We start from the raw sequence: 24621 nt of genomic DNA, 5'->3' as shown, positions 1-24621 counted from the left end.
GGCTCAATAAGCGATGCGGATATCAGTGAAATCCAGTTCGCGCTCGGTTTCCGGCGACTGCCCTTCATCGAACAGCAAACGGTGAATGCGCCGCGCCGATTCCTGAAACGCCACGCCACCGAGGCTGTGCAGATCGTATTGATGGCTGTGCACTTCCGCCCTCACCCGACCCGGATGCGGCGACAACAGCAGGATGCGATTGCCCACCACCAGCGCTTCTTCAATCGAGTGCGTCACGAACAACAAAGTGAAACGCACTTCCTCCCAGAGCAGCAGCAATTCCTCCTGCATCTTGCGCCGGGTCAGGGCGTCCAGCGCGGCGAACGGTTCGTCCATCAGCAGGACTTTCGGCTGCATCGCCAGCGCCCGGGCAATCGCCACCCGCGCTTTCATGCCGCCGGACAGGGTGTGCGGATAGGCATCGGCGAACGCCGCCAGACCGACCTTTTCCAGATAGTGCAGCGCACGCTCCTCGGCTTCTTTTTTCTTCAGCGTGCGCGAAGCCAACAGCGGAAACATCACGTTCTGTTTGACGGTTTTCCACGGTGGCAGTTGATCGAACTCCTGAAACACCACAATCCGGTCCGGCCCCGGCGCGTCGACCCGCTGGCCCTGCAGACGGATCTCGCCCTCGCACGGCGCTATGAACCCGGCGACGGCTTTGAGCAAGGTGGATTTACCGCAGCCGGACGGGCCGAGCAGCACGAAGCGATCCTGTTGATCGACTTCGAAACTGACCTGGTGGGTGGCCCGCACGACGCGCTGCGGCGTGCGGTATTCGAGGCTGACCTGATCGACCGCCAGCAGCGCTTGCGCGGTGGCGATCGGGTTGCTGGCCGCGTGGCCTTGCAAAGGGGCGTTCATGTCGATCAGCTCCCTTGCAGCGGTTTGGCGTCCTGGAAGAAGTAGTCCTTCCACGATTCGGGTTTGTTCTTGATCGCGCCGACGCGGTAGAGGAATTCGGCGAGCGGGTAGGTGTTTTTCGGCGTGACGCTGAATTCGAACTGCGGGTTGTCGATGATTTTCAGCAACGCGGCGCGGTCGATCTTGGCCTTGGTCACGCGGATGTAAGTGTCCGCCGCCGCGCCCTTATCGTTCTGCGCAAATTGCGCGGCTTCGGTCAGGGCTTCGACGAACGCCTTGTAAGTCTTCGGGTTCTCATTGCGGAATTTCTCGGTGGCGAACAACACGGTCGGCGAGTTCGGGCCGAGCACGTCATAGGAGTTGAGCACCACGTGCACGTTCGGATTTTCCAGCGCCTGATCCTGGAACGGCGGGTTGGAGAAATGCCCGGTCAGCTCGGTGCCGCCGGCAATCAGCGCAGCAGTGGCGTCCGGGTGCGGGACGGCGATGGTGTATTTGTCGAGGCGATTGAATTCCTTGTCGCCCCACTGCTTGGCCGCCGCGTATTGCAGGAAACGCGACTGCACCGAAACGCCCACCGCCGGCACCGCGATGCGGTCCTTCTCGGTGAAATCGGCGATGGTTTTGACCTTGGGATTGTTGCTGACGAGGTAGTACGGGAAGTTGCCCAGCGAGGCTACGGCTTTGACGTTCTGCTTGCCGTGGGTGCGATCCCAGATCGTCAGCAGCGGCCCGACGCCGGCGCCGGCAATGTCGATGGAACCGGAGAGCAGCGCATCGTTGACGGCTGCGCCACCGGACAGCTGGGTCCAGTCGACCTTGATGTCGAGCCCTTCCTGCTTGCCGTACTTCTCGATCAGTCCCTGATCACGCACCACGTTGAGCAATAAATAGACAATGCCGAACTGTTCGGCGATGCGGATTTCACCTTCGGCGTGGGCCACGGTCGGCGCCACCAGGCTGCCGGCGATCAGGCTGAAACCGAGGCCGACGGCCGCCGCCAGCGGTGCGAATGGAAGACGTTTGGACATGATCGGATCTCCGGCAAATCAGAAAGGCGCGTCGCCCTGGATGGTGGTGCGATACAGCTTGCGGCGCAGGTGCGCAGGGCAACCGGCGGCAAGGTGGATCAGCGAGCGGTTATCCCAGAACACCAGGTCGTGGGGCTGCCATTGATGGCGGTAGATGTTCTGCGGCAGCACACTGTGGGCGTAGAGCTCGTCGAGCAGTTGTTTGCTCTCGTCTTCCGGCAGGCCGACGATGCGGGTGGTGAAACCTTCGCTGACGAACAACGCCTTGCGGCCGTTTTCCGGGTGGGTGCGGACCACCGGGTGCACGACCTCGGCGACTTGAGCCAATTGCTCCGGGGTCAGGGTCGGGCGCCAGTTGCCTTCGAATTTGGTTTCGCTGTAACGCGCCGTGTAGGAATGCGCAGCCGAGCGGCCTTCGACGGCTTTGCGCAGCGCGTCGGGCAGGCTGTCCCAGGCTTTGTGCATGTCGGCGAACAGGGTGTCGCCGCCTTCGGATGGCAGCTCCTGGGCATGCAGCATCGAGCCGAGGCTCGGCAGCTCTTTATAGGAAAGGTCCGAGTGCCAGAACTTGCCGGCATCGCCGAGGCCGATGTTCTGGCCGTTTTCGACGATGTTGGAGACGATGAGAATTTCCGGGTGATTGGCCAGCAGGAACTGCTTGAGCACATGGATCTGCAACACGCCGAAACGGCGGCTGAAGTCGATCTGTTGTTGCGGGGTGATGCGCTGGTCGCGAAACACCACGACGTGATGATCGAGGTGCGCACGGTGAATGCAGGCGAAGTCCTCATCGTTGACCGGACGGGTCAGGTCGAGGCCGATGATTTCGGCGCCGACGGCACCGCTGAACGGGCGGATCTCGAAGGTTTGCGGCGCGGCAGTCGCGGCGCTTGGGGTAGCAGTAGCTGCGGACATCAATCAATCTCCCACGCACGGCGCGCTCAAGGGCGCACGCGTCGATCAGAAACTCACGCTGGATTGCGTGTGGGTTCGTGTCGTGCGGCGCGCCGATTGGTCGGCAGGTACGCAGGAGGCTGACTTTATAGCTATAAGAATTGGAAATTAAATACCGTTAACGAATAACGATATGGCGATTGCTTCGGAATGGACTGGATGGTGAGTGACCATTTGTGTCACTTCTGGACGGAATTTGTTGTTTTGACTGACGCCTTCGCGGGCAAGCCCGCTCCCACAGAGTTCTTTGGTGAGCACACAATCGTGTTCTAACCGAGATTCCCTGTGGGAGCGGGCTCGCTCGCGAAGAGGCCTGAAAGGCCAATAAAGATCTAGCGCTCGTGCAACGCCTCGGCCCGCGCGCGGATGATCGGCTTGAGCAGGTAGCTCAGCACGGTCTTCTTGCCGGTGATGATGTCCACCGACGCCACCATCCCCGGGATGATCAGCAACGGCTTCTCGTCGGTGCCCAGATGGCTGCGCTCGGTGCGCAGCTTGATGACGTAGTAGGTGGTTTTCTTGTCTTCGTCGGTGATGGTGTCGGCGCCGATCTGCTCGAGCTTGGCCTTCAAACCGCCGTAGATGGTGTAGTCATACGCGGTGAATTTCACCGTGGCTTCCTGACCCGGATGCAGGAACGCGATGTCCTGCGGGCGGATCTTCGCTTCGACCAGCAGCGTGTCGTCCAGCGGCACGATTTCCAGCAGGTCGCTGCCTGGCTGGATCACGCCGCCGATGGTGTTGACCAGCATCTTGTTGACGATGCCCCGCACCGGCGAGGTGACGAGCGTACGGCTGACCCGGTCTTCGAGCGCCTTGCCGGTGGCCTGGGCCTTGTTCAGGTCGGTGCGCGCTTCGTTGAGCTGAGTCAGGGCTTCGCTGCGGAATTTGCCGCGAGTTTCGTCGATCTTGCGCTGCACTTCCTTGATCGCCGATTCGGCACGCGGGATCGCCAGCGTGGTGGCGTCGAGCTGACCACGGGTTTCCACTTCGGCACGCTTGAGTCGCAGCACTTCCACCGGCGACACCGCGCCCTGGGCCACCAGCGGCTCGGACATGTTGATTTCCTGGCGTTGCAGGCCGAGTTGCTGGCGGTACTGCGCCTGTTTCGAGGTGAACTCGCGCAGCTCTTGCTGGCGCTGGATCAACTGCTCCTGCAAGCCACCGACCTCATCGTGCAGTTGCTGGCGACGGCTGATGTACAACGATTCTTCGCTTTTTGCCTGACCCGGCACGGCTTTGAGCACGTCCTCGGGGAAATTCAGCGGACGGTCCTCGACCTCGGCACTCAGGCGCTCGACCCGCAGCAACATCGACAGTCGATCAGCTTCGGTTTCACCGACGTTGGAGGCAAAACGCGTGTCATCCAGCCGCACCAGCGGCGCGCCGGCCTCGACGATCTGGCCTTCCTTGACGAACAGTTCGGAGACGATCCCGCCCTCAAGGTTCTGGATTTTCTGGATCTTCGACGAGGGAATCGCCTTGCCGTCGCCCTTGGTCACTTCGTCGATGACGGCGAAGTTGGCCCACAGCATCAGGAACACGAAGAAACCGATGATCGCCCAGATCGTGAGCCGCACCACGCGCGGCGCATCCTCGATCAAGGCCTTGTTGACCTCCGGCAGCGGCTGGCCCTGCAGCGATGCCGAGCCCTTGAAGTAGCGGCGGATCGAATCCTTGAAACCCGACTTAAGCAACACTGATCTGCCCCTTCTTCAACGCTTCCATCACGGCGGCTTTCGGGCCATCGGCGAGAATCTGTCCACGGTCGACCACCAGCAGGCGGTCGACCAGCGACAGCAGTGATGCCCGGTGCGTCACCAGCACCACGGTCTTGTTTTCCACCACCGCCGCGAGGCGCTGCTTGAGGCGCTCTTCGCCGGTGTTGTCCATGGCGCTGGTCGGTTCGTCGAGCAGCAGGATCGGCGGGTTGAGCAACAGCGCCCGGGCCAGGGCGACGTTCTGGCGCTGGCCGCCGGACAGGTTCTGCCCGCGCTCGCCGACTTGCAGTTCATAACCTTGCGGGTGCAAGCGAGCAAATTCATGGACGCCCGCCAGTTCAGCGGCCTGCAGGACCAGCTCGTCCTCGACGTAACGGGCGCCGGAAATCAGGTTGTCGCGCAGGGTGCCGGCCAGCAGCTGGATGTCCTGCGGCACGTAGCCGATGTTGTAGCGCAGCTCGCTGACGTCGATCTGGCGAATGTCGACGCCGTCCACCAGCAACGCGCCGTCGTCCGGCTGATACAGGCCGACCAGCAATTTCGCCAGCGAACTCTTGCCCGAGCCGCTGCGGCCGATGATGCCGATTTTCTCGCCGGGACGGATCACCAGGTTGATGTTCTTCAGCGCCGGGTTCTGTTGATCCGGGTAGGTGAAGTTGAGCTGACGGCATTCGATCGCACCTTGCAGCACCTTGCGGCTCAGCGGGCGTTCTTCGAAATTGCGCTCTTGCGGCAGCTCCATCATCTGGTCGACCGAGGTCATGGTCACCCGCGCCTGCTGGTAACGGGTCAGCAGACCGGACAGCGACGCCAGCGGGCTGAGGGCACGGCCACTGAGCATGTAGCAGGCGATCAGGCCGCCCATGCTCAGGTTGCCGGCGATGATCTGGTACACGCCGAAGACGATCATGATCACCCCGGCCAGTTGCTGGATCAGCAGGGTGATGTTCATCGCCAGACCGGAAAGCATTTTCACCCGCAGCTCGAGGCGGCTGAGGGTGCCGATGGTCTGTTCCCACTGGTACTGGCGCTCGCTTTCGGCGTTGTTGACCTTCACCGCGTCGAGGCCGGCGAGGGTTTCGATCAGGCTCGACTGACGCTCGGCACCCAGCGCCATGGTGCGCTCCATGGTGGCCACCAGCGGCTTCTGCAAGGCGTAGCCGATCAACAGTGCAATCGGGAAGGCCAGCACCGGGATCCACACCAGATGCCCGCCGAGAATGGCGATGACGATGAAAATCAGGATAGTGAACGGCAGGTCGATCAGGCTGGTCAGGGTCAGCGAGGCGAGGAAGTCGCGCAGGCTCTGGAACTCATGGATGTTCTGGGCAAAGCTGCCGACCCGCGCCGGCCGGTATTTCATGGCCATGCCGACGATGCGTTCGAACAGCGTGGCGGAAATGATCAGGTCGGTTTTCTTGCCGGCCAGATCCAGGCACAGGCTGCGCAGGCTCTTGAGGATCAGGTCGAACAGATAGGCGCCGGTGATGCCCAGCGCGAGCACCCACAGGGTCGCTTCGGCCTGGTTCGGCACCACGCGGTCGTAGACGTTCATCACGAACAGCGGCGCGGCCATGGCGATGATGTTGATCAGGAAACTGGCGGCGATGGCGTCGGCGTACAGCCAGCGCGAACGCTTGAGGGTGTCGCGGAACCACGAGCGTGCACGCGGGATCAGCGTGCCGTGGTTGACGTCGAATTTGTGCTGGGGTTGGGCGAAGAACACTTTGCCGAGGTAGTCGTCGGCCAGCAGCTCACGGTTGACAAGGGACTCGCCGCCATCGGTTTCGCTGAGCAACACCCGGGCATCGTTCTCCCCCTGCCAGCCGAGCAGAACGGCACTGCGGCCATCCTTGAGCAACAACAACGCCGGCATCGCGATGGCCGGAATTTCTTCCAGCTTGCGTTGCAGCACCCGCCCCTGCAGCCCGGCGCGCGCCGCCGCACGGGGCAGCAGCTCGACACTCAGGCGTTGCTTGGGCAGCGGCAGACCGGTGGTCAGCATCGCCGCGCTGGCGGGTTTCTGGTGCAGCATGCAAAGAGCGAGCAGACCATCCAGTAACGGATCGTCGTGCATCGCGCGTGGATCATGACTGAGATGAACTCGACTGACTTCTGATTCCACGCTCGACACTCTTTAACAGTTGAAAAGGGACAACTCAATTCATACCGGGCAGTTGAACCTTGGGCTTCACGTCGTTCTGCACAACGGATGCCAATGGTGCGACCACTCCCTGGCTCTTGAGCAATTCGCCCATGGTCGCCTTGATTCGGTATTGAGTAAATAACTGAATGTTCTTGATCTCGGCCAGACGACGCGAAGCGGTAAACAGTTCGTTTTCACTGTCGAGCAAATCAAGCAGGGTACGTTCGCCCAGACTGAACTGACGCTGGTACGCGGTACGCACCGAGGTGCTGTGATCGACGTACTGCTGGGCGATCGGCACTTGGGCATTGGCGTTATTCAGGGCGTTCCAGGCCAGGCCCAGTTCCTCGTTCAACTGACGCAGGGCGTTGTTGCGGATGTCCAGCGCCTGGTTCGACAGATAGGACTTGGATTCCAGGTCAGCCTTGTTGCTGCCGCCGGAGTACAGGTTGAAGCGCATGCGCAGCATCGCCTGCCATTCATTGTTGTGACCGTTCTGGCCATCGAGGTCGTTGTCGGCGGTGCGGCCCAGCTCGGCGTCGAAACGCGGGTAGAAGGTCGACTTGGCGGTTTCGTACTGCTTTTCGGCCGCGGCGATGTCGGACTCGGCCGAACGCAGGATCGGGCTGTTTTCCAGCATCTGCGTGCGGGCTTCATTCAGGTTGGCCGGCATCATCGCCATGAACGGCGCCGGGCGCTCCAGTTGATCGGGCATCTGGCCGACGGCGCTGAGGAAGTTGGTTTCCGAGTCGGCGAGGTTGGTCTGCTCGGTGATCAGGTTGTTGCGGGCCTGTGCCATCCGCGCTTCGGCCTGATCCAGGTCGGCACCGCTGCCGACGCCGCGCTGGGTGCGCAACTGGATTTGATCGTAGATGCGCTGGTGGCTCTTGAGGTTTTCCTCGGCCAGACGCACGAATTCGCGGCGGGTCAGTACATCCAGATAAACCTGGGCCACGGTCAGCGCGGTACGCTCGGAAGTGCCGAGCAAGGCATAGGCGCGGGAGTTGACGGTGGCTTGTTGACGCCCTACCTCGCTGGACGTCGCGAAACCGTCAAAAACCATTTGCGAGAGACGTAAACTTGACTCGCTGCGGTTCAGGGTTTCCCAGTGATTGCCGCCGCCGTTGGCGCGGGTGGTGACGCTGTCGGTGCCTTCACGGCCATAACCGCCGAGCAGGTCGACCTTGGGCAGGTATCCACCTTTGGCAGCCTTTAACTGATAATCCGCAGCCAAACGACTATTGACCCCCGCCTGGATTTCCGGATGGACATCCAGTGCCTGTTGCATGGCTTCGGGCAGGGTTTGTGCTTGTGCAAAAGACGCGGCGAGAGCGAAAGGCAATGCCTTGAACAGGTGCGAACGCATGGTAAGGATTTCCCAGAACTTCTTGTCGTGAATCACAGCAATTAAGGGTGCTGCGTCGGATGATGGCAACCGGAATGACCGTATGTCGGAAAGTTTAAAACCGGAACTGGATCACATGCTCAAGGGCAAGTCGCCGCGTAAATATCAATGTGACATTAGTGGGGCGATTGTTTAGGATGGCATCCATAAGGTCAATAGTTTGGCATAAAGTTAATAGCGAAAGATTCCAGCCAAAATATTGACGCAGATCGGCGTCAAACTTGTTCCACCCTTTTTTAAAAGTACGTCCAGACTGAATCGGCGCAGAAAAGCCATCAGGTCTATGGAAGTCAACTGAACGTGACACCCGGAGAGTCTTCAATGAGCAGTGTTGTTGCCATCGTCAAAAGCATTGTCGGTCAGGTTTTCGTGGTGTCCCCAGAGGGCGTCCGTCGCGTACTCGTTGAAGGCGACCGTTTGTTCGCCGGCGATCAGGTCGATACCGGCGTATCTGGCGCGGTGTCCCTGGAGCTGGCTGATGGCCGTACCATCGATCTGGGTCGTGACACCCAATGGAGCGCCGATACTCCGGACTCCACCACCGACCTGGCCGAAGCCACTGCGCAAGCCGCACCATCCGTTGAAGAGCTGCAGCAGGCCATTGCCGCCGGCGTCGACCCGACCACCGCTCTTGACGCCACCGCTGCCGGCCCGAGCGCCGCAGGCACTGGTGGTGCTGCCGGTGGCGGCCACAGTTTCGTGATGCTCGACGCAACCGCTGGCCGTGTCGACCCGACCATCGGCTTCCCGACCGCAGGCATCAACTCGGCCGGTCAGGCCGCCCAGAACATCACCGGTGGCCAGACCACCGATACCACCCCCAACGCCTTGCGCGACTCGACCCTGAGCCTCAGCGCCACACCGACCATCACCGAAGCCGGCGGCGTGCTGGTGTACACGGCGACCCTGACCCAAGCGCCGCTGACCGACCTGAGCATCACCCTGTCCAACGGTTCGGTGATCGTGATTCCGGCAGGCTCCACCACGGGCACCGTCAACGTGCCGCTGGCCCCGAACGATACGGTCTACAACGACCCGACCCAGATCAACGTGACCGTTACCGGCACCACCGGCGGCAACGGCATTACCGTCACCGTGCCGACCACACCGGCCGTGACCCAGGTCACCGACACCATCGACACCACCACCGTCACGCTGACGGCGGGCAACAGCGTCACCGAAGGTGGCCAGATCACCTACACAGCGACCCTGACCAACCCGGCGCAGACGCCGGTCACCGTCACCCTGTCCAACGGCTCGACCATCACCATCGGAGCCGGCCAGACCACCGGCACCGTCAACGTGCCGACTGCGCCCAACGACGTGTACAACAATGGCAGCACTGTCACCACGACCATCACCGGTGCAACGGGCGGTAACTTCGAGAATCTGGTACCGAACCCGACGCCGGCCGTTACCACCATTGTCGATTCGAAAGACACCACCGGCCTGACCCTGACGGCCACTGGCACCGTGGTCGAAGGCGGCCAGATCACTTACACCGCGACGTTGACCAATCCGGCGCAGACACCGGTCACCGTCACGTTGTCGAACGGTTCGACCATCACCATCGAAGCCGGCAAGACCACCGGCAGCGTCAACGTGCCAACCGCGCCGAACGACGTCTACAACAACGGCGGCACCGTCAGCACCACCATTACCGGTGCTACCGGCGGCAATTTCGAAAATCTGGTGCCGAACACCACGCCGGCGACCACCACGGTCACCGACTCCATCGACACCACCAATCTGTCGTTGAGCGCCACCGGCTCAGTGGCCGAAGGTGGCTCGATCGTTTACACCGCTACATTGACCAACCCGGCCGGCACGCCAGTGACCGTGACGTTGAGCAACGGCTCCGTCATCACCATTGAAGCAGGCAAAACCACCGGCACTGTGACCGTTCCGGCGCCAGCCGATGACGTTTACAAGGATGCGGGCAAAGTCGAGGTCAGCATTGCCGGCACCACCGGCGGCAACTTCGAGAACCTGGTGCCAAGCACCGTTCCGGCCGTGACCCAGATCACCGATACCATCGACACCACGACGGTCAAACTGACCGCGACCGAAACCGCAGCCGAAGGCGGCACCGTTATCTATACCGCGACGGTGGGCGCGCCAGTGACCGGCTCGCCGGTGACCGTGACCCTGGCCAACGGTCAGTCGATCACCATCGAAGTGGGCAAGACCACTGGCACCGTCACCACCACCGCGCCGAACGACGCGTTGACCGGCAATCCGCCGCTGACCAACTCGATCACCGGTGTGACTGGCGGCAACTACGAAAACCTCGTCGCCGATAAAACCCCGGTTTCGACCACGATCACCGATACCGTCGACACCACCAACCTGTCGCTGAGCGCGACTGGTTCTGTGGCCGAAGGCGGCTCGATTGTTTACACCGCCACCCTGACCAATCCGGCCGGCACCCCTGTGACCGTGACCTTGAGCAACGGCGCGGTGATCACCATCGAAGCCGGCAAAACCACCGGTACCGTGACCGTTCCAGCCCCTGCCGATGACGTCTACAAGGACGCGGGCAAGGTCGAAGTCACGATCAAGGATGCATCCGGCGGCAACTTCGAGAACCTCGTTCCGAGTACTGTCCCGGCGGTTACCGAAGTGACCGATACCGTCGACACTTCAACCGTGAAACTGACCGCTGACACCTCGGTCGCTGAAGGCGGCACCGTCACTTACACCGCCACTGTTGGCGCACCGGTGACTGGCTCCCCGGTCACCGTGACCCTGGCCAACGGTCAGACCATCACCATCGAAGTGGGTAAAACCACCGGCAGCGTGACCACCACCGCACCGAACGATGTACTCAACGGCCACGCGCCGCTGACCAACTCGATCACTGACGTAAGCGGCGGCAATTACGAGAACCTCGTGGCCGACAAGACGCCGGTCAGCACCACCGTGACCGACACCGTCGACACCACCAATCTGACCCTGAGCGCCACTGGTTCCGTAGCCGAAGGCGGTTCGATTGTTTACACCGCGACCCTGACCAACCCGGCCGGCACGCCGGTGACCGTGACCTTGAGCAATGGCTCGGTCATCACCATCGAGGCTGGCAAAACCACCGGTACCGTGACCGTTCCAGCTCCTGCCGATGACGTTTACAAGGATGCGGGCAAAGTCGAAGTCAGCATTGCCGGCACCACCGGCGGCAACTTCGAGAACCTGGTGCCAAGCACCGTTCCAGCGGTTACCGAAGTCACTGACACCATCGACACCACCACGGTGAAGCTCACCGCGACCGAGTCGGCAGCAGAAGGTGGCACTGTCACTTATACCGCTACCGTTGGCGCGCCAGTGACCGGCTCGCCGGTGACCGTGACCCTGGCCAATGGTCAGTCGATCACCATCGAAGTGGGCAAGACCACTGGCACCGTGACCACCACCGCACCGAACGATGCGTTGAACGGCCATGCACCGCTGAGCAACTCGATTACCGACGTAAGCGGCGGCAACTACGAGAACCTCGTAGCGGACAAGACTCCGGTTTCGACCACGGTCACCGACACCATCGACACCACCAACCTGTCGCTGACTGCGACCGGCACCGTGGCCGAAGGCGGTTCGATCGTCTACACCGCCACTCTGACCAACCCGGCCGGCACGCCAGTGACCGTGACCTTGAGCAATGGCTCGGTCATCACCATCGAGGCCGGTAAAACCACTGGTACCGTGACCGTTCCAGCTCCTGCCGATGACGTCTACAAGGACGCCGGCAAGGTCGAAGTGACCATCAAGGATGCGTCCGGTGGCAACTTCGAGAACCTTGTTCCAAGCACCGTCCCTGCCGTGACGGAAGTCACCGATACCATCGACACCTCGACCGTCAAATTGACGGCTGACACCTCGGTGGCCGAGGGCGGCACTGTCACCTACACCGCGACTGTGAGTGCGCCTGTGACCGGTTCGCCAGTGACTGTCACTTTGGCCAACGGTCAGCAAATCACCATCGAAGTCGGCAAAACCACCGGTACCGTGACCACCACCGCACCGAACGATGCGTTGAACGGCCATGCACCGCTGAGCAACTCGATTACCGACGTAAGCGGCGGCAACTACGAGAATCTGGTCGCCGACAAGACCCCGGTTTCGACCACGGTCACCGACACCGTCGACACCACCAACCTGACCCTGAGCGCCACTGGCTCCGTGGCCGAGGGCGGCTCGATCGTTTACACCGCGACCCTGACCAACCCGGCCGGTACGCCAGTGACCGTGACCTTGAGCAATGGCTCGGTCATCACCATCGAGGCCGGTAAAACCACCGGTACCGTGACCGTTCCAGCTCCTGCCGATGACGTCTACAAGGACGCCGGCAAGGTCGAAGTGACCATCAAGGATGCGTCCGGTGGCAACTTCGAGAACCTTGTTCCAAGTACCGTCCCTGCCGTGACGGAAGTCACCGATACCATCGACACCTCGACCGTCAAATTGACGGCTGACACCTCGGTGGCCGAGGGCGGCACTGTCACCTACACCGCGACGGTCAGTGCGCCTGTGACCGGTTCGCCAGTGACTGTCACTTTGGCCAACGGTCAGCAAATCACCATCGAAGTCGGCAAAACCACCGGTACCGTGACCACCACCGCCCCGAACGATGCGTTGAACGGTCATGAACCGTTGAGCAACTCGATCACCGGCGTGAGCGGCGGCAACTACGAGAATCTAGTGGCTGACAAAACTCCGGTCAGCACCACCGTAACCGACACCGTCGACACCACCAACCTGTCGCTGACCGCAACCGGCACCGTGGCCGAGGGCGGTTCGATTGTTTACACCGCCACGCTGACCAACCCTGCGGGCACGCCGGTGACCGTGACCTTGAGCAATGGCTCGGTCATCACCATTGAAGCCGGCAAGACCACCGGCACCGTGACTGTTCCTGCTCCAGCCGATGACGTTTATAAAGACGCCGGCAAAGTCGAAGTCACCATCAAGGACGCGTCTGGCGGCAACTTCGAAAACCTGGTACCAAGCACTGTTCCAGCGGTTACCGAAGTCACCGATACCATCGACACCACCACGGTCAAACTGACTGCGACCGAGTCGGCGGCAGAAGGTGGCACCGTCACCTACACCGCCACTGTCGGCGCGCCAGTAACCGGTTCTCCGGTCACCGTGACCCTGGCCAATGGTCAGCAGATCACCATCGAAGTCGGCAAAACCACCGGCACCGTCACCACCACGGCGCCGAACGATGCACTCAACGGTCACGAGCCGCTGACCAACTCGATCACCGGTGTGACCGGTGGCAACTACGAGAATCTGGTTGCTGACAAGACCCCGGTCAGCACCACGGTGACCGACACCGTCGACACCACCAACCTGACCCTGAGCGCCACTGGCACCGTGGCCGAAGGTGGTTCGATCATTTACACCGCGACCCTGACCAATGCGGCTGGCTCGCCAGTGACCGTGACCTTGTCGAACGGCGCGGTCATCACCATCGAAGCCGGCAAGACCACTGGCACCGTGACTGTCCCGGCGCCAGCCGATGACGTCTATAAGGATGCCGGCAAGGTCGAAGCAACCATTTCGACGGCAACCGGCGGCAACTTCGAGAACCTGGTGCCGAGCACCGTGCCGGCCGTGACCCAGGTCACCGACACCATCGACACCACCACGGTCAAACTGACCGCGACCGAATCGGCGGCAGAAGGCGGCACCGTTACTTACACTGCGACGGTGGGCGCACCTGTGACCGGTTCGCCAGTCACCGTGACCCTGTCCAACGGCCAGCAAATCACCATCGAAGTCGGCAAGACCACCGGCACCGTGACCACCACTGCGCCGAACGACGCGCTGAACGGTCACGCGCCACTGACCAACGCGATTACCGACGTGATCGGTGGCAACTACGAGAATCTGGTCGCCGACAAGACGCCAGTGTCGACCACTGTCACCGACACCGTTGACACCACCAACCTGTCGCTGACCGCGACCGGTACCGTGGCCGAGGGTGGTTCGATCCTCTACACCGCGACCCTGACCAATCCGGCCGGTACGCCGGTGACCGTGACCTTGTCGAACGGTGCCGTGATCACCATCGAAGCGGGCAAGACCACGGGCACCGTGAGCGTTCCTGCGCCAGCCGATGACGTCTACAAAGACGCCGGCAAGGTTGAAGTCACCATCAAGGACGCGTCCGGCGGCAACTTCGAGAACCTGGTACCAAGCACCGTTCCAGCGGTTACCGAAGTCACCGATACCATCGACACCACCACGGTCAAACTGACCGCGACCGAGTCGGCCGCTGAAGGTGGCACCGTCACCTACACCGCCACTGTCGGCGCACCGGTGACCGGTTCGCCTGTGACTGTGACCCTGGCCAACGGTCAGTCGATCACCATCGAAGTCGGCAAAACCACCGGCACCGTAACCACTACCGCGCCGAACGACGCACTCAACGGTCACGAACCGTTGACCAACTCGATCACTGACGTGAGCGGCGGCAACTACGAAAATCTGGTGGCCGACAAGACACCGGTCAGCACCACCGTCACCGACACCGTCGACACCACCAACCTGACGCTGAGCGCGACGCCGGAAGTCAACGAAGGTGGCCAGATCACCTACACCGCGACCCTGACCAACGCCGCTGGCACCCCGGTGACCGTGACGCTGAGCAACGGCGCGGTGATCACCATCGAGGCTGGCAAAACCACCGGCACCGTGACCGTCGATGCACCGAAGGACGACGTCTACAAGGACGCCGGCACCGTGGAAACGACCATCAAGGGCGCCACCGGCGGCAACTTCGAAAACCTGGTCACCAGCACCAGCCCGGCAGTCACCACCGTCCACGACACCATCGACGCGTCCACCGTGTCCCTGAGCGCTACCGCCAACGTCGCCGAAGGCGAAACCGTGGTCTACACCGCCACCGTGACCGCGCCAGTGACCGGCTCGCCGGTCGTGGTGACCCTGTCCAACGGCCAGACCATCACCATCGCCGTGGGCGAGACCACCGGCACCGTGAACTTCGTCGCGCCGAACAGCCCGCTGGCTGGCGGCAGCTCGCTGAGCGTCACCATCGACAAAGCCACTGGTGGCAACTACGAAAACCTGGCCGTCGACAGCAAACCGGCCAACACTTCGGTTTCGGACACTGTCGACACCACCAACCTGAACCTGACCGCCACCGACTCGGTGGCCGAAGGGGGTTCGATCGTCTACACCGCCACCCTGACCAATGCGGCTGGCTCGCCAGTGACCGTGACCTTGTCGAACGGCGCGGTCATCACCATCGAAGCCGGCAAGACCACTGGCACCGTGACTGTCCCCGCGCCAGCCGATGACGTTTACAAGGATGCCGGCAAAGTCGAAGCGACCATTTCGACCGTCACCGGCGGCGGTTTCGAGAACCTGGTGCCGAGTACCGTTCCGGCCGTGACCAACGTCACCGACACCATCGACACCACCACGGTCAAACTCACCGCCACCGAGTCGGCGGCTGAAGGCGGCACGGTCACTTACACCGCGACTGTGGGTGCACCTGTGACTGGCTCGCCTGTGACCGTGACCCTGGCCAATGGTCAGCAGATCACCATCGAAGTCGGCAAGACCACCGGCACCGTGACCACCACCGCACCGAACGATGCGTTGAATGGCCATGCACCACTGACCAACGCTATTACCGACGTGAGCGGTGGCAACTACGAAAACCTGGTGGCCGACAAGACGCCGGTTTCGACCACGGTCACCGACACCGTCGATACCACCAACCTGACCCTGAGCGCCACTGGCTCCGTGGCCGAGGGCGGTTCGATCGTCTACACCGCGACCCTGACCAACCCGGCGGGTACTCCGGTGACCGTGACCCTGTCGAACGGCGCTGTCATCACCATCGAAGCCGGTAAAACCACTGGCACCGTGAGCGTTCCGGCTCCGGCTGATGACGTCTACAAAGATGCGGGTAAAGTCGAAGCAACCATCTCGACGGCCACCGGCGGTAACTTCGAGAACCTGGTGCCAAGCACCGTTCCGGCCGTAACCCAGGTCACCGACACCATCGACACGACGACCGTGAAGCTCACCGCTTCCGAAACGGCGGCAGAAGGCGGCACCGTTACTTACACCGCCACTGTTGGCGCACCCGTAACCGGTTCTCCGGTCACCGTGAGCCTGGCCAACGGTCAGCAAATCACCATCGAAGTCGGCAAGACCACCGGTACCGTGACCACCACCGCGCCCAACGATGCGTTGAATGGCCATGCGCCGCTGACCAACGCCATCACCAACGTTTCCGGTGGCAACTACGAAAATCTGGTCGCCGACAAAACCCCGGTCAGCACCACCGTGACCGACACCATCGACACCACCAACCTGTCGCTGACCGCGACCGGCACCGTGGCCGAAGGTGGCCAGATCACCTATACCGCGACCCTGACCAACGCCGCTGGCTCGCCAGTGACCGTGACCTTGTCCAACGGCGCGGTCATCACCATCGACGCCGGCAAAACCACCGGCACCGTGACGGTTCCGGCACCGGCCGATGACGTCTACAAGGATGCCGGCACCGTACAGGCAACGATCACCAACGCCACCGGCGGCAACTTCGAAAACCTGGTGACCAGCAACACGCCAGCGGTGACAAGCGTCACCGACACCATCGACACGACGACCGTGAAGCTCACCGCTTCCGAAACAGCGGCAGAAGGCGGCACCGTTACTTACACCGCCACCGTTGGCGCACCAGTGACGGGTTCTCCGGTCACCGTGACCCTGTCCAACGGTCAGTCGATCACCATCGAAGTGGGCAAGACCACCGGCACCGTCACCACCACTGCGCCGAACGACGCGCTGAACGGCCATGCGCCGCTGACCAACGCGATTACCGACGTGAGCGGTGGCAACTACGAAAACCTCGTAGCCGACAAGACTCCGGTCTCGACCACCGTCACCGACACCGTCGACACCACCAACCTGACCTTGAGCGCCACTGGCACCGTGGCCGAAGGTGGTTCGATCATTTACACCGCGACCCTGACCAATGCGGCTGGCTCGCCAGTGACCGTGACCTTGTCGAACGGTGCCGTGATCACCATCGAAGCGGGCAAGACCACTGGCACCGTGACTGTCCCGGCGCCAGCCGATGACGTCTACAAGGATGCCGGCAAGGTCGAAGCAACCATTTCGACGGCCACGGGCGGCAACTTCGAAAATCTGGTGCCGAGCACCGTTCCGGCCGTAACCCAGGTCACCGACACCATCGACACCACCACGGTGAAACTCACCGCGACCGAGTCGGCGGCTGAAGGTGGCACTGTCACTTACACCGCGACTGTTGGCGCACCAGTGACGGGTTCTCCGGTCACCGTGAACCTGTCCAACGGTCAGCAAATCACCATCGAAGTCGGCAAGACCACCGGCACCGTGACCACCACCGCACCGAACGATGCGTTGAACGGTCATGCACCGCTGACCAATGCGATCACCGACGTAACGGGCGGCAACTACGAAAACCTCGTAGCTGACAAAACCCCGGTTTCGACCACGGTCACCGACACCGTCGACACCACCAACCTGACACTCAGCGCCACCAATTCGGTCGCCGAGGGCGGTTCGATCCTCTACACCGCCACACTGACCAACGCTGCCGGCACTCCGGTGACCGTAACGTTGAGCAATGGCGCCGTGATCACCATCGAGGCGGGTAAAACCACCGGCACCGTGACCGTTCCAGCCCCGGCCGATGACGTCTACAAGGATGCCGGCACCGTTCAGGCAACGATCACCAACGCCACCGGTGGCAACTTCGAAAACCTGGTGACCAGCACCACGCCAGCGGTGACCAGCGTCACTGATACCATCGACACCACCACGGTCAAACTGACCGCGACCGAAACCGCTGCTGAAGGTGGCACCGTCACCTACACCGCCACTGTCGGCGCACCTGTGACCGGTTCGCCTGTGACCGTGAGCCTATCCAACGGTCAGTCGATCACCATTGAAGTGGGCAAAACCACCGGCACCGTGACCACCATGGCGCCTAACGATGTGCTGAATGGTCATGCACCGCTGACCAACGCCATCACCAATGTTTCCGGTGGCAACTACGAAAATCTGGTCGCCGACAAAACCCCGGTCAGCACCATCGTGACCGACACCATCGACACCACCAACCTGTCGCTCACCGCGACCGGCACCGTGGCCGAGGGTAGCCAGATCACCTATACCGCGACCCTGACCAACGCGGCGGGCACTCCGGTGACCGTGACCTTGAGCAATGGCGCCGTGATCACCATCGAGGCCGGTAAAACCACCGGCACCGTGACAGTTCCTGCACCGGCCGATGACGTCTACAAGGACGCCGGCACCGTTCAGGCAACGATCACCAACGCCACCGGTGGCAACTTCGAAAACCTGGTGACCAGCACCACGCCAGCGGTGACCAGCGTCACTGATACCATCGACACCACCACGGTCAAACTGACCGCGACCGAAACCGCGGCTGAAGGTGGCACCGTCACCTACACCGCGACCGTGGGTGCCCCAGTGACCGGCTCGCCGGTTGTGGTAACCCTGGCCAATGGTCAGAACATCACTATTGAAGTCGGTAAAACCACCGGCACCGTGACCACCACGGTGCCTAACGATGTGCTGACCGGTCATGCGCCACTGACCAACGCCATCACCAACGTTTCCGGTGGCAACTACGAAAATCTGGTCGCCGACAAAACCCCGGTCAGCACCACCGTGACCGACACCATCGACACCACCAACCTGTCCCTGAGTGCCACCAATTCGGTCGCCGAGGGCGGTTCGATCCTCTACACCGCCACACTGACCAACGCGGCGGGCACTCCGGTGACCGTGACCTTGAGCAATGGCGCCGTGATCACTATCGACGCCGGTAAAACCACCGGCACCGTGACAGTTCCGGCACCGGCCGATGACGTCTACAAGGACGCCGGCACCGTTCAGGCAACGATCACCAACGCCACCGGTGGCAACTTCGAAAATCTGGTGACCAGCAACACGCCAGCGGTGACCAGCGTTACCGACACCATCGACACCACCACGGTCAAACTGACCGCGACCGAAACCGCGGCTGAAGGTGGCACCGTCACCTACACCGCGACCGTGGGTGCCCCAGTGACCGGCTCGCCGGTTGTGGTAACCCTGGCCAATGGTCAGAACATCACTATTGAAGTCGGTAAAACCACCGGCACCGTGACCACCACGGCGCCTAACGATGTGCTGAATGGTCATGCGCCACTGACCAACGCTATCACCAACGTTTCCGGTGGCAACTACGAAAATCTGGTGGCCGACAAGACACCGGTCAGCACCACCGTGACCGACACTGTCGACACCACCAACCTGTCCCTGAGTGCTACCAATTCGGTTGCCGAAGGTGGTTCGATCATCTACACCGCCACACTGACCAACGCTGCCGGCACTCCGGTGACCGTAACGTTGAGCAATGGCGCCGTGATCACCATCGACGCCGGCAAAACCACCGGCACCGTGACGGTTCCGGCACCGGCCGATGACGTCTACAAGGACGCTGGCACCGTACAGGCAACGATCACCAACGCCACCGGTGGCAACTTCGAAAACCTGGTGACCAGCAACACGCCAGCGGTGACCAGCGTTACCGACACCATCGACACCACCACGGTGAAGCTGACTGCCACCACGACGGCGGCCGAGGGCGGCAACGTCGTCTACACCGCGACTGTCGACGCTCCAGTGACGGGTTCGCCAGTGACCGTAACCCTGTCCAACGGTCAGTCGATCACCATCGACATCGGCAAGACCACCGGCACTGTCACCACGACCGCGCCTAACGACGTCCTGAATGGTCATGCACCGCTGACCAACTCGATCACCAATGTGAGTGGCGGCAACTACGAAAACCTCGTGGCCGACAAGACGCCGGTCAGCACCACCGTGACCGACACCATTGACACCACCAACCTGTCGCTGACCGCGACCGGCACCGTGGCCGAGGGTGGCTCGATCACCTACACCGCAACCCTGACCAACGCGGCCGGCACTCCGGTGACCGTGACGCTGAGCAACGGTTCGGTGATCACCATCGATGCGGGTAAAACCACCGGCACCGTGACCGTTCCGGCACCGGCTGACGACGTCTACAAAGACGCCGGCACCGTGCAGGCAACCATCACCAACGCCACCGGCGGCAACTTCGAAAACCTGGTGACCAGCAACACGCCAGCGGTGACCAGCGTCACTGACACCATCGACACCACCACCGTCAGCATCACCGGCAGCACCTCGGTGACCGAAGGCCAGACCGCCAGCTACACCGTCAGCCTGACCCACCCGGCGCAAACCGACGTGACCCTGAAAATCGTCTACAGCGGCACCGCCGCCGACGGTTCGGACTTCACCGGCGTGTACACCGTGAAGATCCCGGCGGGCGCCAGCAGTGCGCAGTTCAACGTCGCGACCATCGACGACAAGATCACCGAAGGCACCGAGAACTTCGTGGTCAAGATCGATTCGGCCACCGGCGGCAACTTCGAGAACCTGGCGGTCAGCAGCACCAACGGCAGCGTCAGCACCTCGATCATCGACAACGATGCACCACCGGTCATCGACCTCGACGCCAACAACTCCAGCGGCGCCACCGGCGCCGACTACAAGGTGACCTTCACCGAGAACACCCCGGGCGCAGGTGTGTCGATTGCCGACACCGACATCAGCATCACCGACCCGGACAGCACCATGCTGACCGGCGCCACCATCGTGCTGACCAACCGTCAGGACGGCGATGCGCTGAACCTGGGCAACAGCGTCAACGGCATCACCATCAACGCCAACAGCACCAATGGCACCATCACGCTGACACTCTCGGGCAACGCAACGCTCGCCGACTACATGCAGGCGATCAAGAACATCACCTTCACCAACAGCAGTGAAGACCCGAGCACCGTGCCGCGCATCATTACCGTGACGGTGACCGATGGCGGCAACTACTCCAACGTGGCCACCACCACGGTCAACGTGGTCGCCGTCAACGACGCGCCGGTTGCCGCGCCGGCCAACGTCACCGGCACCGAAGACACGCCGTTGATCCTCGGCTGGTCGACCTTCGGCGTGACCGACGTCGACAGCCCGGCCTCAAGCCTGGGCGTGAAAATCACCCAACTGCCGGGCGAAGGCAAACTGCAGTACCTGGACGGTTCGACCTGGAAAGACGTCGCCACCAACCAGACCTTCAGCAAGGCCGATATCGACGCCGGCAAGCTGCGCTTCATGCCGGATGCCAACGAATCGGGTGTGAACGGTTACGGCGGCACCGGTCTGGGCAACAACCAGGCTGACTACGCACAGATCAAGTTCCAGCCAACCGACGGTCAACTGCTGGGTAACACCGGCACGATCAAAATCGACATCACGCCGGTGGCGGATGCGCCGACCCTGTCGGTGGCCGACAACAGCGTGAAGTCCACCGGCTTGATCAAGGAAGTCTGGACCGGCCTGTCGGGCCTGGGCACCGACGGCAGCGGCGCGAACTCGACCACCCTGAAAAACGTGATCGACGGCGCCGGTACCGCGAACTCCAAAGGCAACGTGACCAACGTGCAGTCCGACGGCAACGTCGCGGCGGGCACCGCGTCGAAGACCTCCGGCCTGATCTACCTCGAAGCCGGCAAGACCTACACCTTTACCGGCACCGGCGATGACAGCCTGCTGGTGAACATCGGAGGCAAGAACGTGGCCTCCACGACGTGGGGCGCGGGCGGCAACCTCAACGGTTCGTTCACCCCGACCACCAGCGGCTACTACACCCTGGAGATCTACCACCACAACCAGAACGGCCTGGGCAGCTACGACGTCAACCTGTCGGTCAACGGCGGTACGGCGATCGACCTGAGCAGTACCGGCGTGCCGATCTACACCGGCGTACAGGACCTGGTGAACTCCGGTGTAACCGTCTCCGATCTGCACGGCACCAACGGCGAAGGCTATTACGACGGCTACAAGCTCAACACCGGCGCCGAAGGCACCACCGTGAAACTGTCGTCGATCAGCACCGCGCTGACCGACACCGACGGCTCGGAAACCCTGAGCATCAAGATCAGCGGCGCACCGTTCGGTTCGGTCCTCAGCGACGGCGCCGGCCACAGCTTCACCGTGACCGCCACCAGCGGCGATGCCAACGTCACCGGCTGGAACCTCGGCAGCCTGACCGTGACCCCGCCGGCCTACTACAACGGCCAGTTCAACCTGACCGTGACCTCGACCTCCACCGAGGCTCTGGGCGGCTCGGCCAGCACCACCGCGACCATTCCGGTCTCCGTGGTGCCGGCGGTCTACAACTCGATTGTCGCCACCTCGGCCGACGACACCGTCACCGGCACCGACGGCAACGACATCATCGTCGCCGACATCGGCGGCCTGACCGTTGTGCCGGGCACCAACTACAACATCGCGTTCATGGTCGACAGCTCGGGCAGCATGAGCACCTCGTCGATCAACGCCGCCAAGGACTCGCTGACGTCGGTGTTCAACACCCTCAAGCAGAGCATGGGCAACAACTCGGGCACGGTGAACATCTTCCTGGTGGACTTCGATACCCAGGTCAACAAGTCGGTGTCGGTGAACCTCAACGACCCGAACGCGCTGACCAAGCTCAAAGCGGTGCTGGACTCGATGAGCTCCGGCGGGGGCACCAACTACGAAGACGTGTTCAAGGCCACGGCCAACTTCTTCCAGAGCGCTGATGCAGTGGCCAATACCGGGGCGAAGAACCTCACGTACTTCATCACCGACGGCCAGCCGACCTACTACCAGAGCGGCGAACAGACCAACCCGACGCTGTACGGCAACGTGAAGCTCGACGACGTGGTGAAGACCAGCAACTACAAACTGGGCGACAGCTTCAGCACCTACATCGACAGCACGCACTACCTGACTATCAGCACGGCGGGGGCCGTGGTCCTGCAGACTTACAAGAACGGCAACTGGAACTGGAACAACGTCGGCACCATCCACGCCCAAGGCGACGGCACCTACGAGCTGTCGAACCTGGCGGGTTCCGGCAGCAGCACCAGCTCGGCCACTACCGACAATGCCAACAGCGCCTTTGCGCTGCTGGGCAACCTGTCCAATGTGGAAGCCATCGGGATCAACAGCGGTGTCAGCCTCAACGACCTGAAACCGTACGACACCGATCACAACCCGCAGACCAACATTGATCCGAAGGACCTGGCCAACTCGATCATCGGCCACACCGAAGCGACGATGCCGGGCAACGACACGGTCAACGGCGGCGACGGCAATGACATCCTGTTCGGCGATCTGGTGAGCTTCAACGGCATTGCCGGCGAGGGTTACCAGGCGATGCAGGCGTTCGTCGCGCAGCAGACCGGCGTCGATGTCAGCAAAGTCACCACCAGCAACGTGCACCAGTACATCACCGAGCACTATCAAGCGTTCGATGTGTCCGGTACCCACGACGGCAACGACACGCTGCTGGGCGGCGCAGGCAATGACATCCTGTTCGGCGGTGGCGGCAATGACGTGCTCGATGGTGGCAAGGGCAATGACATCCTGCTCGGCGGCACCGGCAACGACACGCTGATCGGCGGCCCGGGCAACGACATCCTGATCGGCGGTTCCGGTGCCGACACCTTCGTCTGGAAAGCAGGCGATACCGGCAACGATGTGATCAAGGACTTCAACGCCAGCGAAGGTGACCGCATCGACCTGCGCGACCTGCTGCAGGGCGAGTCCGGCAGCACCATCGACAACTTCCTGAAGATCACCACGGTCGACGGCGTGTCGTCGCTGCAAGTCAGTTCGGCGGGCAAGTTCAACTCCGCCGACGCGGCTGCCGCGACACCGGACGTGACGATCAAGCTGGAAGGCAACAACTGGTCCACTGCCAACATTCACAACCTGATTGCCGGCAGCGATCCGACCATCAAGGTCGACCACAACAACAGCTGACGCGTGAACAAAACGGCCGCCCCAATGGGGCGGCCGTCACGTTCGCGTCTTTCTTTCCGGTGACGATTTCGTCCCCGCACCGCATACTCCCCTGCAGTTGGCTATGCTGCTGACAGCATGACGCTGGTCCATTTCCGAGGGATGCTCAATGTTTTACGTGCAACGCGATGCACAGGGTCAGTTGGTTCGCGTGGAAGCTGCGGCCTGGGCCGAGGCCACGGAAACGCTGCCCGCCGACCACCATGAAATCCAGGCCTGGTTCGCCAATGCGGCGGTGGAAAACAGCCTCAAACAGCTCAAACAGAGCGACCTGGAGATGATTCGGGTACTCGACGACCTGATTCAGGTCCTGACCCAGAAAGGCGTGATTCGCGTCACCGACCTGCCAGCGGCGGCCCAGGCCAAATTGATGGACCGTACCCAGGCCCGGGAAGCACTGGGCGGGTTGAGTCAGTTGATCGATGAGGATGAGGGCGGGTTGATCTGATCCGTTTGTACTGTTGATCGTTCCCACGCTCCGCGTGGGAACGATCATCTGGCGCTGCA

8 protein-coding genes are annotated in these 24621 nt (G+C 62.0%); 2 read left to right on the top strand and 6 right to left on the bottom strand.

Annotation, left to right across the window (positions count from 1 at the left end):
- Positions 1-3: 3 nt before the first annotated feature.
- The 6 genes from ACSPX5_RS24535 to ACSPX5_RS24510 all read right to left on the bottom strand — a co-directional run bounded on the left by ACSPX5_RS24535 (position 4) and on the right by ACSPX5_RS24510 (position 8082).
- A complete protein-coding gene (locus ACSPX5_RS24535; protein WP_439820415.1) occupies positions 4-864 on the bottom strand; it encodes an ABC transporter ATP-binding protein in 861 nt (286 codons plus the stop codon).
- A 5-nt stretch (positions 865-869) separates the two neighbouring features.
- On the bottom strand, positions 870-1895 hold the full coding sequence (locus ACSPX5_RS24530; protein ID WP_439820414.1) for an ABC transporter substrate-binding protein: 1026 nt from the start codon (positions 1893-1895) through the stop codon (positions 870-872).
- Positions 1896-1913: 18 nt separating this feature from the next.
- Positions 1914-2810, bottom strand: coding sequence for a TauD/TfdA dioxygenase family protein (locus tag ACSPX5_RS24525; RefSeq protein ID WP_439820413.1), 897 nt, complete (start codon positions 2808-2810; stop codon positions 1914-1916).
- Positions 2811-3181: 371 nt separating this feature from the next.
- Complete coding sequence (locus tag ACSPX5_RS24520) at positions 3182-4549, bottom strand: HlyD family type I secretion periplasmic adaptor subunit (RefSeq protein ID WP_108558974.1); 1368 nt, start codon at positions 4547-4549, stop codon at positions 3182-3184.
- Entirely contained in the window at positions 4539-6695 is a 2157-nt protein-coding gene (locus ACSPX5_RS24515) for a type I secretion system permease/ATPase (RefSeq protein WP_169428310.1), read from the bottom strand. Before ACSPX5_RS24515 ends, ACSPX5_RS24520 begins: the two co-directional genes overlap by 11 nt.
- Positions 6696-6729: 34 nt before the next feature.
- The gene (locus tag ACSPX5_RS24510; RefSeq protein ID WP_323162163.1) at positions 6730-8082 is read right to left on the bottom strand and encodes a TolC family outer membrane protein; all 1353 of its coding nucleotides are present in this window, start codon (positions 8080-8082) and stop codon (positions 6730-6732) included.
- A gap of 360 nt (positions 8083-8442) precedes the next feature.
- Between ACSPX5_RS24510 and ACSPX5_RS24505 the strand changes: the two genes are divergently transcribed.
- Both ACSPX5_RS24505 and ACSPX5_RS24500 read left to right on the top strand, forming a co-directional pair.
- A complete protein-coding gene (locus ACSPX5_RS24505) occupies positions 8443-24075 on the top strand; it encodes a LapA family giant adhesin (protein ID WP_439820412.1) in 15633 nt (5210 codons plus the stop codon).
- Positions 24076-24223: 148 nt separating this feature from the next.
- Positions 24224-24562 carry a tryptophan synthase subunit beta gene (locus ACSPX5_RS24500; protein WP_169428307.1) on the top strand — a complete coding sequence of 113 codons (339 nt, stop codon included), beginning with the start codon at positions 24224-24226 and terminating at the stop codon, positions 24560-24562.
- Positions 24563-24621 lie beyond the last annotated feature (59 nt).

Origin of the sequence: Pseudomonas sp. HLG18 (assembly GCF_051903985.1) — a bacterium.
In the GTDB taxonomy this organism is placed as follows: domain Bacteria; phylum Pseudomonadota; class Gammaproteobacteria; order Pseudomonadales; family Pseudomonadaceae; genus Aquipseudomonas; species Aquipseudomonas fluorescens_BT.
This window is presented reverse-complemented; position numbering and strand designations above follow the sequence as displayed.